The sequence below is a fragment of the Streptomyces sp. NPDC017520 genome (genome assembly GCF_044329855.1).
GTDB lineage: Bacteria > Actinomycetota > Actinomycetes > Streptomycetales > Streptomycetaceae > Streptomyces.
Map to the genome: position 1 here is coordinate 167,326 of NZ_JBIRKB010000013.1, position 12,196 is coordinate 179,521.

The window sequence follows — 12,196 nt, forward strand, 5'->3', positions numbered from 1 at the left end:
CCCGCGCTAGCGGCGCTTCGACTTCCGGTCGTCCTTGACGTGGCCGCGGAAGGTGCGAGTCGGCGAGAACTCGCCGAGCTTGTGGCCGACCATCGACTCGGTGACGAACACCGGGACGTGGATCTTGCCGTTGTGCACCGCGATGGTGTGACCCAGCATGGCCGGGACGATCATCGAGCGACGGGACCAGGTCTTGATGACGTTCTTGGTGCCTGCCTCGTTCTGTACGTCCACCTTCTTGATGAGGTGGCCGTCGACGAAGGGCCCCTTCTTGAGACTGCGCGGCATCTAAACCCGCTCCTAGCGCTTCTTGTTCGTCTTGCGGCGGCGGACGATGTACTTGTTGCTCGCCTTCTTGGGAGAACGAGTACGACCCTCCTTCTGACCCCACGGCGAGACCGGGTGACGACCACCGGAGGTCTTGCCTTCACCACCACCGTGCGGGTGGTCAACCGGGTTCATCGCGACACCGCGGACGGTCGGGCGAACGCCCTTCCAGCGCATGCGGCCGGCCTTGCCCCAGTTGATGTTCGACTGCTCGGCGTTGCCGACCTCACCGATCGTCGCGCGGCAGCGCGCGTCGACCAGGCGGATCTCACCCGACGGCATACGAAGGTGGGCCATGGTGCCCTCCTTCGCCAGCAGCTGCACGGAGGCACCCGCGGAACGGGCGAACTTCGCGCCGCCGCCGGGCCGCAGCTCGATGGCGTGGATGGTCGTACCGACCGGGATGTTGCGCAGCGCCAGGTTGTTGCCGGGCTTGATGTCGGCGGTCGGACCGTTCTCGACACGGTCACCCTGCGACAGGCCACGGGGAGCGACGATGTAACGCTTCTCGCCGTCCGCGTAGTGCAGCAGCGCGATGCGCGCGGTGCGGTTCGGGTCGTACTCGATGTGCGCGACCTTGGCCGGCACGCCGTCCTTGTCGTGACGACGGAAGTCGATCACGCGGTAGGCGCGCTTGTGGCCACCACCCTGGTGGCGAACGGTCACACGACCGGCGTTGTTACGGCCGCCCTTGCTGTGCAGAGGGCGGACCAGCGACTTCTCCGGCGTGGACCGCGTGATCTCGACAAAGTCGGCGACGCTGGAGCCACGACGGCCCGGGGTCGTCGGCTTGTACTTGCGGATACCCATTTCTCAGTCCTCGTCCGATTCCGGACGACACGACCTCCGTTAGGAGGTCGGGCCGCCGAAGATGTCGATACGGTCGCCCTCGGCGAGGGTCACGATGGCGCGCTTCGTGTCGGAGCGCTTGCCGAAGCCGGTCTTGGTGCGCTTGCGCTTACCCTGCCGGTTGATCGTGTTGACCCCGGTGACCTTGACCGAGAAGACCGCTTCCACGGCCTGCTTGATCTGGGTCTTGTTGGAGCCGGGCGCGACGATGAACGTGTACTTGTTCTCGTCGAGCAGCGCGTAGCTCTTCTCGGAGACCACGGGCTTGACGAGAACGTCACGCGGGTCCGAGTACGTCTTGCTGGTAACGGTCGCCTCGCTCATCAGGCGTCGCTCCCTTCGGTCTCAGCGGTCTGGGGGCCAGACACGAAGGACTCGAAAGCGGCCTGGGTGAAGACCACGTCGTCAGAGACGATCACGTCGTACGTGTTGAGCTGGCCCGGCTCCAGGATGTGCACCTGGGGCAGGTTGCGCGCGGACAGCCACGCGGCCTCGTCGGCGCGGTCGACGACCAGGAGCAGGTTCTGGCGCTCCGAGATCTTGCCGAGCAGCGTCTTGGCGGCCTTCGTGGAGGCGGCACCCTCGACCACGCCGGTGACGACGTGGATACGGGAGTGACGGGCCCGGTCCGAGAGGGCACCGCGCAGGGCGGCGGCCTTCATCTTCTTCGGGGTCCGCTGCGAGTAGTCACGCGGCTGCGGGCCGTGGACGACGCCACCGCCGGCGAACTGCGGGGCGCGGGTCGAACCCTGACGGGCGCGGCCGGTGCCCTTCTGGCGGTAAGGCTTCTTGCCACCACCGCGGACTTCGCCGCGGCGCTTGGTCTTGTGCGTGCCCTGACGGGCAGCCGCCAGCTGAGCGACAACGACCTGGTGGATCAGCGGAACGCTGGTCTTGGCGTCGAAGATCTCCGCGGGGAGGTCGACGGTACCGGCCTTGTCGCCTGCCGGCGAAAGGATGTCAATGGTGCTCATTACCTCAAGCCCCCTTGGCCGCGGTACGGACCAGGACGAGGCCGCCGTTCGGACCGGGGACCGCGCCCTTGATGAGGAGCAGACCCTTCTCCGCGTCAACCGCGTGGATGGTCAGGTTCTGGGTGGTGACGCGCTCGTTACCCATACGGCCCGCCATGCGCATGCCCTTGAAGACACGCCCAGGGGTGGCGCAGCCACCGATGGAACCGGGGGAACGGTGCTTGCGCTGGGTGCCGTGCCCGGCGCCGAGGCCCTTGAAGTTGTGACGCTTCATGACACCGGCGAAGCCCTTGCCCTTGCTCTTGCCCGTGACGTCGACCTTGACGCCGGACTCGAACACCTCGGCAGTGACCTCCTGGCCCAGCGTGTACTCGCTGGCGTCAGGGGTGCGGAGCTCCACCAGGTGGCGGCGCGGGGTGACGTCGGCCTTGGCGAAGTGACCCTTGAGGGGCTTGTTCACCTTGCGCGGGTCGATCTCGCCGAAGGCGATCTGCACCGCTTCGTAGCCGTCGCTGTCGTTCGTACGGACCTGCGTCACGACGCACGGACCGGCCTTGACGACGGTCACCGGGACAACCCGGTTGTTCTCGTCCCAGACCTGGGTCATGCCGAGCTTCTCGCCCAGGACGCCCTTGATGTTCTTGCTCATCTCGGCCCGTCCCCTCAGAGCTTGATCTCGATGTCGACGCCCGCCGGCAGGTCGAGGCGCATCAGCGAGTCAACCGTCTTCGGCGTGGGGTCGAGGATGTCGATGAGGCGCTTGTGGGTGCGCATCTCGAAGTGCTCGCGAGAGTCCTTGTACTTGTGCGGCGACTTGATGACGCAGTACACGTTCTTCTCAGTGGGCAGCGGCACCGGGCCCGCGACCGACGCACCAGTGCGGGTCACCGTCTCGACGATCTTCTTCGCCGAGGAGTCGATGACCTCGTGGTCGTAGGCCTTGAGCCGGATGCGGATCTTCTGTCCCGCCATGGCTACTAGTAGTCCTGTCTCTCGTAACGCTCTGGAACCCGGGGGTTCTCTGGACTCCTCCTCCGACCCACGCGGTCGGGCGTGTCGCATCCCCTCTACGAAAATCTCCCGAAGGAGATCCCAACCAAGGGGGTGCGGACCCTGAGACCGCGGAACCGGGGGCGGAACACCCACCGGGTGCCTGGCCGGCGCCCTGCGTTGCTTCCCGAAAGATTCCCGTACGTCCGGCCCTGGGGGCCGACGAGTACTGTGGGACTCGCTTCCGGTCCTCCCGGCGGGAGGCGCGCAGCATTGACACTCAACCGAGCAACCTGGTCAGTGTGCCATACGGGGCGCGGGCCTGGCCAATCGAGTCGGGAATCCTACCCCGAGCGAGCGAGTGTTCAAACGCGGGCGCGGATCCGGCGGGGCGGCGGGGCGCGCTCCGCGCGCGGTACGCGTGCGTGAGGGCACGTGCACGCGGGGTCGCGAGGCCCGGACGCGTGGGGGCGGAACGGGGGCCGGCGCGTTCCCCCGGTCGCGGGCAGGGGCGGCTCGGCGGTGGCGGGCGGCTCGCGGGTCACGCCTCTCCCGGTACGTGCCCGGAGAGGGCCGGACCGAGGTCAGCGGGGATTCCGCTTCGCGCCGGGCAGGCCAGGCGCGCCGCTTCGGTCCTTCTCGGGCGCACCGCGAACACAACTCCCTTCGGGAGCAGCGCTGTTCCACGGACAGCCCCTCGCGCGGGGGAAGCCCCGGGCCCGCCGCTTCCCGCGACACCACGGCGTCGGTCTCAGTAACGATTCCGATTCGGAACACTCAAATGATGTCCACGAGGAACAACGGGCGACTTCCGCTTCATAGGATCTGCCCGTGCTCGCAGGGCACTTGAGACTGATTTCGCGGCTCTCCCACCACATGCCTCGTGTGACGCGCGCGTTTGTCGCGCCCTTGAGGACGAGCCGCGCCGGAGGGGACTTCTGTGTTTTCAGCCTTTTCATCCTCAGCCGCGCCCGGGCGGAGAAACACCGGTCGCCGGATAGCCGCGGTGGCCGCCACGGTCGGTCTGCTGACCCTGGGCTCCCTGGCAGGGGCCGGCAGCGCAGCGGCCGACGGGGACGACACCCATCACCAGGGAGGCGCTACCGCCACTCTGAACGGATTGAAGACGTTCGACTCGGCCCGCATCGACCTGGGTAACGGCAAGTCAAAGGACATCTCCGCGGGGCTGTTCGAGATGACCGTCGATGGCGGCGGCCAGCTGCAGACGTACTGCATCGACATCCACAACCCGACCCAGAACAAGGCCAAGTACCTCGAAACCCCCTGGGGCCAGACGTCGCTCGGCACCAACAAGGACGCCGGAAAGATTCTCTGGATCCTCAAGAACTCGTACCCGCAGGCCGGTGACCTCGCGGCGCTCGCCCAGAAGGCGGGCGCCGGAGAGCTGTCGGCCAAGACGGCTGCCGCCGGCACGCAGGTCGCCATCTGGCGCATCTCGGACGGGGCGAAGGTCGAGGCGAAGAACGAGCAGGCCGAGAAGCTCGCGGACTGGCTGGAGGCCCAGGCTCAGAACCTCCAGGAGCCGAAGACCTCCCTGACGCTGGACCCGAACGTGGTGTCCGGCAAGTCGGGCAGCAAGCTCGGCCCGGTGACCGTGCACACCGACGCCGGCCAGGTGTCCGTCGCCGCCAACGCCACCGCCGCGGCGGCCGGCGTCAAGGTGACCGACAAGGACGGTAAGCCCGTCACCTCTGCCGTCAACGGCACCGAGCTGTACTTCGACGTGCCCGCGGGCACCGCCGACGGCACGGTCTCGCTCACGACCAAGGCGACCACGCAGGTTCCGGTCGGCCGCGCGTTCGCGAGCCCGAGCAAGAGCCAGACCCAGATCCTGGCCGGCTCCACCGAGTCCACGATCACCGCGGACGCGACCGCGAACTGGGCCACGAAGGGCGCCATCCCCGCGGTCACCGCGGAGAAGAACTGCGACAAGAACGGCGTCGACGTCACGGCGTCCAACGAGGGCGACTCCCCCTTCACCTTCAAGCTGGCCGGTGCCGAGCACACGGTCGGTGCGGGCGAGTCCAAGACCGTGACCGTCCCGGTCGGCGAGGACGAGGCCTACGACATCACCGTGACCGGCCCCAACGGCTTCTCGGAGCGTTTCCAGGGCGTCCTGGACTGCGAGACCCAGGGCACGCCCGCCCCGGGCACGAGCGGTGGCGGGGAGACCCCGTCCACCAGCCCGAGCCCCAGCGAGGACGGCGGCACGACCGGTGCCACGACCGGCGACACCACGACCGGCGGCACGACCGGCGGCGGTGACCTCGCGGCGACCGGCGGTTCCAGCGCCACTCCGGTGATCGCCGGCATCGCGGTGGCCCTCGTGGTCGCGGGCGGCGCGGCCGTGTTCATCCTGCGCAAGAAGAAGGCCGCAGGTCACTGACCTGTAGGCAGGTGAGTGAGGGGCCCGGTACGCGCCATGCGTGCCGGGCCCCTCCGCGTTCGGGCGCGGCCCGGCGGACCCGGCGGCCCGGGCGACCCGCCGGAGCGCGCCGGACGCCGCGCGCCGGGTGCGGCGTCCGGCGCGGAAGCGGACGCGTTCGGCCCAACTGCCGCCCCATAAAGCCGCGTTATGCCCAAACGTTAGTACCCCGGCCTCGTCGCGCTCCGGCACCCTGTTGCCCACCATCCCCCACGGACACGCACACCCCAGCGTGTCGCGCGAAACGAGGAATCATGCGTATATCCAGGCTCGTGCCCGCTGCCGCCGCCGCAGCGGCCTGTGTCCTCGCCCTCTTCGCACCGTCCGCCTCGGCAGCTCCCGAGGCCCCGCTCCAGGACGCCCCGCCCCCGACCACCCAGATCATCGGCGGCGGCTACGCCCAGAACGCGCCCTGGGCCGCTCGCCTCTTCTCGAACGGCAGAGAGACCTGTTCGGCGACGATCATCGCGCCGACCTGGATCCTCACCGCCAAGCACTGCGTCACCGGCGGCGGTCTGTCGTTCCGCATCGGCAGCCTCGACCAGCACAGCGGCGGTGTGGTCGCGAACGGCGCCCAGACCTACACCCACAGCTCGGACCTGGCCCTGGTCCGGCTGGACCGCTCGGTGCAGGCCACCTACTCCCGTCTCGGCCAGCCCGGCTCGGTGCGGGTCGGGCAGGGCGTGCAGGTCTGGGGCTGGGGCGCCACCTCGCGATGCGGCTCCGAGGCCAACTGCCAGTCCCGCTACCTGAAGGTCGCCAACGTGACGGTCACCGGAGGCTGCGGTGACGCGTACGGCGGCTCGGCGATCTGCGCCCGCCGCGGCGACGGCATCACCGCCGGCGGCGACTCCGGCGGCCCGATGACGGCGAACGGCATCCAGGTCGGCGTCGCGTCCACCAGTGACCGGCAGACCACGACCGCGTACACGAACGTCACCGCGTACCGGTCCTGGATCCAGTCGATCGCGGGCGTCTGACCGACCCCACCACCCGGGGCGCCGGGCACCTGACGGACCCGTCGCCCCGTGAACCGTAGGGCCCCTACCTCACCGCCCTGAGGTACCGGGGCCCTACACCCATCCCTGGTCCTTCGCTATCCGCACGGCGTCGACGAGGGTGGGGGCGTGGAGCTTCCCGACCGCCGACGAAAGCCTGTTGCGGACGGTTCCCACGCTGAGGAACGGGTCGGCGGCGATCTCCCGGGAGTGCGCCCCGCCGGCGGCCGGCCGGAGGGCCTCGGCCTCCTTGTCGGTGAGCGGGCCGGGGCCTGCCCGCTCCTCCCCGCGGGCCGGACCGGTCCGACGAGCACGGGCGTCGGGCGGTGTGCTGCGGATCCGGGCGCGGAATCCGCGGCACACCGCAGGTCAGGCGGCGGTCAAGGCCCTCTCCCAGGGAGCCAGCTCATCGTCCGGCCTGGTGTCCCGTCCCGCTGAGTAGGTGGCCGAGCCCACCCGGACCTCCAGCAGGTGGGAGGAGGAGAAGAAGAGGAACTTCTGCCTGCTGAGCGTCGCCTGCCCGGAGAAGACCCGCGTGAGGAGGGAGCCGACATCGCCGGCCGCCACCTGCTCGAAGGTCCAGTCGTCCAGGAGGATCCGCACCGCTTCCGCTTTCGGCGCCCCTCCCATGAGGCCGATGTACACCTCGGACCCGGCGAGCATCCCGACCCAGTCCGCGAACCAGCTGCCTTGCTCGACCTCGCGCTCCTCGAACGCGGCGGCCCGCGCGCCGCAGGAGGTCAGGGCCTCCTCGGCCAGGGCCACCGGAAGAGGCTTCCCTCCGTGCCGGAGCGTCATGACAAGAACCTCCCCACTCTCCAGTCCCAGTGCCGTTTCTTGCCGAACTTCACGCGGAAGACCGTGCGGGCCTTCTTGACGCCGAGCACCTTCTCGAACCCGACGGCGCTCCAGCCGACTCCGTAGTTCTTCCTGTTGAGGGTCCCCTGGAACCCTCCCACGGTTGATCGGAAGATATCTGCTCCGGCACGGTGCACCACTCTCTGTCGTCGGGCATGAACAGAGGAGCTCCAAGCAAGCGGGCCGGGGCGGGAGAAGTGAAGATCTCACGTAGGCCCGGGAGTTCACTTGCCCTCCGTCGCGGAGGCGTGGGGCCGTCGGCCCCGGCCCTCCTCGGTACGGGACAGTGCCCCGTACACGAACGGTGACGGGGAGAGAAGGCCTGGGGGACGGATGAGCCTACGCGCACGCCTGGGCGCGGGTGTGCCGCAGGGATGCGGAGTGGCCGTCGGAGCACTGGCCGTTCTGGTGGTCGGGTCGCTCGCGCTCGTCGCCCTGGAGGTGGCGTCCCCGCCGCTCGGCAGGCGTACGGTGGTCGTCGGCCTGACCGTGCTGGTGTTGATGCCCGCCATCATGCTGGGCCAGTACGCCCCGCCGCCGTACCGGCTGCCCCACCGCGGGCGGTGGGCGCTGCTGCTCGTCCAGGCCGTGCTGACCTACCTCCCGCTGCTCTTCCACCACCAGTGAAGAGCCTGCTGGGCTTTCTCGCCGGGGCCGTCCTGCTGCCCCTGCCGCCGAACGCCTCCGTGCCCATCGCCCTGGCGGTCGGCGTCAGCGGACCCGTGCTGTCGACCACCGACCTGATCACCACCGACCGCAGCCCGCTCAGCATCCTGCTCAGTACGGCGATCACCGCGAGCACCGTCTTCGCCGTCGCCCACCTGGCGCTCCTCGCGGCCCGGCCGGGCGCCAACAGGGAACACACCGCGCACCCGGCGGAGCAGCGGGAGCGGGCCCGCATGCAGCAGGACCTGCATGATCTGGTCGGCTCGTCGCTGACGGCGATCGTGCTCCAGGGCGAGGTGGCCCTGCGCGGCGACGGTACGCCGGGCTCCTCGTCGCCCGGACGCGAGCGGGAGCGCGGTGCGCTGACCGAGATCATCGCCCTGACCCGGCGGCTCCACGACGAAGTGCGGTCGATCAGCCGGCCGGACGGCGGCGACCTCTCCCTCTCCGACGAGCTCGCCCACGCCCAGCGAGTCCTCGCCGCCTCCGGTGTGACCCCGACGGCTCCGCACACGGCGAAGGGCCCCGCACCTCTTTCGAGGTGCGGGGCCCTTCTTGCGACTCAGTGAGCCACCAGGTCCAAGGACCAAGCAGAAACTACTTGATGATCTTGGTGACCTGGCCGGCGCCCACGGTCCGGCCACCCTCACGGATGGCGAACTTCAGGCCCTCTTCCATGGCGACCGGCTGGATCAGCGCGACGTCCATGAGGGTGTTGTCACCCGGCATGACCATCTCGGTGCCCTCGGGAAGGGTCACAACGCCCGTCACGTCCGTGGTACGGAAGTAGAACTGCGGGCGGTAGTTGTTGAAGAACGGGGTGTGACGGCCACCCTCGTCCTTCGACAGGATGTAGGACTGCGCCTGGAACTCGGTGTGCGGCGTGACCGAGCCGGGCTTGATGATGACCTGGCCGCGCTCGACGTCCTCGCGCTTGATGCCACGGAGGAGCAGACCGACGTTCTCACCGGCCTGGCCCTCGTCGAGCAGCTTGCGGAACATCTCGATGCCGGTGACCGTGGTGGTGGTCTTCTCGGTCTTGATACCGACGATGTCGACGGTCTCGTTGACCTTCAGGACACCACGCTCGATGCGGCCGGTGACGACCGTACCGCGACCGGTGATCGTGAAGACGTCCTCGATCGGCATGAGGAACGGCTTCTCGACGTCACGCTCGGGCTGCGGGATGGACTCGTCGACGGCCTTCATCAGGTCGAGGACGGTCTGGCCCCACTCCTTGTCGCCCTCGAGCGCCTTGAGCGCCGAGACCTTGACGACCGGAAGGTCGTCGCCCGGGAACTCGTACTCGGAGAGGAGCTCACGGACCTCGAGCTCGACGAGCTCCAGGATCTCCTCGTCGTCCACCATGTCGGCCTTGTTCAGCGCGACGACGATGTAGGGGACGCCGACCTGGCGGGCCAGGAGGACGTGCTCCTTCGTCTGCGGCATCGGGCCGTCGGTGGCCGCGACCACGAGGATGGCGCCGTCCATCTGCGCCGCACCCGTGATCATGTTCTTGATGTAGTCCGCGTGACCGGGGCAGTCGACGTGCGCGTAGTGACGCGACTCCGTCTGGTACTCGACGTGCGCGATGGAGATGGTGATACCGCGCTGGCGCTCTTCGGGAGCCTTGTCGATCTGGTCAAAGGCCGAGGCCTCGTTCAGGTCCGGGTACGCGTCGTGCAGCACCTTGGTAATGGCGGCCGTGAGGGTCGTCTTACCGTGGTCGATGTGACCGATGGTGCCGATGTTGACGTGCGGCTTAGTCCGCTCGAACTTTGCCTTCGCCACTGGGGTCCTCCTGAGTGGTTCTGTACGCCTTGCTTCATCGGCGCCAGGTGATCTTTGCTGGGGTGCCGGCGCCGGGGGCATTCCGCACAGTGCTGACGCGCTGTGCGGAATGCCCGCCCGGCTCCGGTGACAAGCCTAAAGCGTGAGCTCGGGAGAGTTACTCGCCCTTGGCCTTCGCGATGATCTCCTCGGCGACGTTCCGCGGAACCTCGGCGTAGGAGTCGAACTGCATCGAGTAGCTTGCGCGACCCGAGGTCTTGCTGCGGAGGTCTCCGACGTAGCCGAACATCTCCGAGAGGGGCACGAGGCCCTTCACGACGCGAGCGCCGCTGCGCTCCTCCATGGCCTGGATCTGGCCACGGCGGGAGTTGAGGTCGCCGATGACATCGCCCATGTAGTCCTCGGGCGTGGTGACCTCGACGGCCATCATCGGCTCGAGGAGCACGGGAGAGGCCTTGCGGGCACCCTCCTTGAACGCCTGCGAACCGGCGATCTTGAAGGCGAGCTCCGAGGAGTCGACCTCGTGGTAACCACCGTCGAGAAGGGTGACGCGGACGCCGACCATCTCGTAACCGGCCAGGATGCCGAACTGCATGGCTTCCTGAGCACCCGCGTCCACCGAGGGAATGTACTCACGGGGGATGCGGCCACCGGTGACCTTGTTGACGAACTCGTAGGAGGCGTCGCCACCCTCGATGGGCTCAAGGGCGATCTGCACCTTCGCGAACTGGCCGGTACCACCAGTCTGCTTCTTGTGCGTGAAGTCGATGCGCTCGACGGCCTTGCGGATCGTCTCGCGGTACGCGACCTGGGGCTTGCCGACGTTCGCCTCGACGCGGAACTCGCGCTTCATGCGGTCGACGAGCACCTCGAGGTGAAGCTCGCCCATACCACCGATGATGGTCTGGCCGGTCTCCTCGTCGGAGTGCACCTGGAAGGAGGGGTCCTCCTCCGAGAGGCGCTGGATGGCGACACCCAGCTTCTCCTGGTCGCCCTTGGACTTCGGCTCGATGGCGACCTGAATGACCGGCGCCGGGAAGTCCATGGACTCCAGGATGACCGGGTTCTTGTCGTCGCACAGCGTCTCACCGGTGGTGGTCTGCTTGAGACCCATGACGGCGATGATGTCGCCGGCGCCCACCGATGCGATCTCCTCACGCTTGTTCGCGTGCATGCGGTAGATCTTGCCGATGCGCTCCTTCTTGCCCTTGACGGAGTTCAGCACCGCGGTGCCGGCCTCCAGGCGACCGGAGTAGATCCGGACGAAGGTGAGCTTGCCCAGGTGCGGGTCGCTCGCGATCTTGAACGCCAGGCCGGAGAACGGCTCGTCGTCCGAGGGCTTGCGCTGGATGACCTTCTCCGGGTCCTTCACGTCGTGGCCCTCGATGGCCTCGACGTCCAGGGGGGAAGGCAGGTAGCGCACGACCGCGTCGAGCAGGGGCTGGACGCCCTTGTTCTTGAACGCGGTGCCACAGAACACCGGGGTGACGGTGACGGAGTCGGCACTGCCCTTGGAGGCCAGCGTGATGCGGCGGATCGCCTCGTGCAGCTGCTCCTGGGTGGGCTCGGTGCCCTCCAGGTACAGCTCCATCATGGCGTCGTCGTTCTCGGCCACGGCCTCGAGGAGCTTCCCGCGCCACTCGGCGGCGGACTCCTGGAGGTTGTCCGGGATCTCGACGGTGTTGTACATCTCGCCCTTGGCGGCCTCTTCGGGGTACACGAAGGCCTTCATCGACACGAGGTCGACGACGCCGGTGAAGTCCGCTTCGGCGCCAATGGGGAGCTGCATGACGATCGGGGTCGCGCCGAGGCGGTCGATGATCATCTGGACGCAACGGAAGAAGTCGGCACCGGTGCGGTCGAGCTTGTTGACGAAGCAGATACGCGGCACGCCGTAGCGGTCCGCCTGACGCCAGACGGTCTCGGACTGCGGCTCGACGCCGGCCACACCGTCGAACACGGTGACGGCGCCGTCGAGGACGCGGAGCGAACGCTCCACCTCGACGGTGAAGTCGACGTGACCCGGGGTGTCGATGATGTTGATGGTGTGGTCAACATCGTTGAGCGGCCAGTGGCAGGTCGTCGCGGCGGACGTGATCGTGATGCCGCGCTCCTGCTCCTGCTCCATCCAGTCCATCGTGGCAGCGCCGTCGTGGACTTCACCGATCTTGTAGCTCACACCGGTGTAGAAGAGGATCCGCTCAGTGGTGGTCGTCTTCCCCGCGTCGATGTGGGCCATGATCCCAATGTTGCGGACCTTGGCCAGGTCAAGCGAAGTGGTGGCCATAAGGCTCAAT

At 68.2% G+C, this 12,196-nt stretch carries 15 protein-coding genes; 4 read left to right on the forward strand and 11 right to left on the reverse strand.

Going from position 1 to position 12,196, the window contains the following annotated elements:
* Positions 1-6: 6 nt before the first annotated feature.
* The 6 genes from rpsS to rpsJ are packed head-to-tail and all read right to left on the reverse strand — an operon-like array spanning position 7 to position 3,122.
* On the reverse strand, positions 7-288 hold the full coding sequence (gene rpsS, locus ACH4KB_RS27950) for a 30S ribosomal protein S19 (RefSeq protein WP_003966956.1): 282 nt from the start codon (positions 286-288) through the stop codon (positions 7-9).
* 12 nt (positions 289-300) lie between these two features.
* Positions 301-1,137, reverse strand: a complete 837-nt coding sequence (gene rplB, locus ACH4KB_RS27955) for a 50S ribosomal protein L2 (protein ID WP_003966957.1) — start codon at positions 1,135-1,137, stop codon at positions 301-303.
* A 39-nt stretch (positions 1,138-1,176) separates the two neighbouring features.
* Complete coding sequence (rplW, locus tag ACH4KB_RS27960) at positions 1,177-1,500, reverse strand: 50S ribosomal protein L23 (protein ID WP_007446738.1); 324 nt, start codon at positions 1,498-1,500, stop codon at positions 1,177-1,179.
* Positions 1,500-2,150, reverse strand: coding sequence for a 50S ribosomal protein L4 (gene rplD / locus ACH4KB_RS27965; protein ID WP_003966959.1), 651 nt, complete (start codon positions 2,148-2,150; stop codon positions 1,500-1,502). Before rplD ends, rplW begins: the two co-directional genes overlap by 1 nt.
* A 4-nt stretch (positions 2,151-2,154) precedes the next feature.
* On the reverse strand, positions 2,155-2,799 hold the full coding sequence (rplC, locus tag ACH4KB_RS27970; RefSeq protein ID WP_003966960.1) for a 50S ribosomal protein L3: 645 nt from the start codon (positions 2,797-2,799) through the stop codon (positions 2,155-2,157).
* A 14-nt stretch (positions 2,800-2,813) separates the two neighbouring features.
* On the reverse strand, positions 2,814-3,122 hold the full coding sequence (gene rpsJ, locus ACH4KB_RS27975) for a 30S ribosomal protein S10 (RefSeq protein WP_003948644.1): 309 nt from the start codon (positions 3,120-3,122) through the stop codon (positions 2,814-2,816).
* Between the two features lie 1,024 nt (positions 3,123-4,146).
* Here rpsJ and ACH4KB_RS27980 point away from each other — a divergent pair.
* A complete protein-coding gene (locus ACH4KB_RS27980; protein ID WP_398068622.1) occupies positions 4,147-5,547 on the forward strand; it encodes an LAETG motif-containing sortase-dependent surface protein in 1,401 nt (466 codons plus the stop codon).
* A gap of 293 nt (positions 5,548-5,840) precedes the next feature.
* On the forward strand, positions 5,841-6,566 hold the full coding sequence (locus tag ACH4KB_RS27985) for a S1 family peptidase (protein WP_398068623.1): 726 nt from the start codon (positions 5,841-5,843) through the stop codon (positions 6,564-6,566).
* A 93-nt stretch (positions 6,567-6,659) separates the two neighbouring features.
* On the opposite strand, the gene ACH4KB_RS27990 is transcribed toward ACH4KB_RS27985, so the two are convergent.
* Genes ACH4KB_RS27990 through ACH4KB_RS28000 form a run of 3 tightly spaced genes read right to left on the reverse strand, consistent with a single transcriptional unit; the run spans position 6,660 to position 7,543 of the window.
* A complete protein-coding gene (locus ACH4KB_RS27990) occupies positions 6,660-6,947 on the reverse strand; it encodes a response regulator transcription factor (protein WP_398068624.1) in 288 nt (95 codons plus the stop codon).
* Between the two features lie 6 nt (positions 6,948-6,953).
* On the reverse strand, positions 6,954-7,382 hold the full coding sequence (locus tag ACH4KB_RS27995) for a hypothetical protein (RefSeq protein WP_398068625.1): 429 nt from the start codon (positions 7,380-7,382) through the stop codon (positions 6,954-6,956).
* A complete protein-coding gene (locus tag ACH4KB_RS28000; protein ID WP_398068626.1) occupies positions 7,379-7,543 on the reverse strand; it encodes a hypothetical protein in 165 nt (54 codons plus the stop codon). The genes ACH4KB_RS27995 and ACH4KB_RS28000 overlap by 4 nt, the downstream gene beginning before the upstream one ends.
* Before the next feature lie 232 nt (positions 7,544-7,775).
* On the opposite strand from ACH4KB_RS28000, the gene ACH4KB_RS28005 reads away from it, so the two are divergent.
* Both ACH4KB_RS28005 and ACH4KB_RS28010 read left to right on the forward strand, forming a co-directional pair.
* Positions 7,776-8,069: a hypothetical protein gene (locus ACH4KB_RS28005; RefSeq protein ID WP_398068627.1), complete on the forward strand. Its 294-nt coding sequence runs from the start codon at positions 7,776-7,778 to the stop codon at positions 8,067-8,069.
* Entirely contained in the window at positions 8,066-8,677 is a 612-nt protein-coding gene (locus ACH4KB_RS28010; RefSeq protein ID WP_398068628.1) for a histidine kinase, read from the forward strand. Before ACH4KB_RS28005 ends, ACH4KB_RS28010 begins: the two co-directional genes overlap by 4 nt.
* A 28-nt stretch (positions 8,678-8,705) precedes the next feature.
* Here the strand turns inward: ACH4KB_RS28010 and tuf are convergent, their stop codons facing one another.
* Both tuf and fusA read right to left on the reverse strand, forming a co-directional pair.
* Positions 8,706-9,899: an elongation factor Tu gene (gene tuf / locus ACH4KB_RS28015; RefSeq protein ID WP_018960199.1), complete on the reverse strand. Its 1,194-nt coding sequence runs from the start codon at positions 9,897-9,899 to the stop codon at positions 8,706-8,708.
* A 157-nt stretch (positions 9,900-10,056) separates the two neighbouring features.
* Positions 10,057-12,186 (reverse strand): elongation factor G, encoded by a 2,130-nt coding sequence (fusA, locus tag ACH4KB_RS28020; RefSeq protein ID WP_398068629.1) that lies wholly within the window; start codon positions 12,184-12,186, stop codon positions 10,057-10,059.
* Positions 12,187-12,196 lie beyond the last annotated feature (10 nt).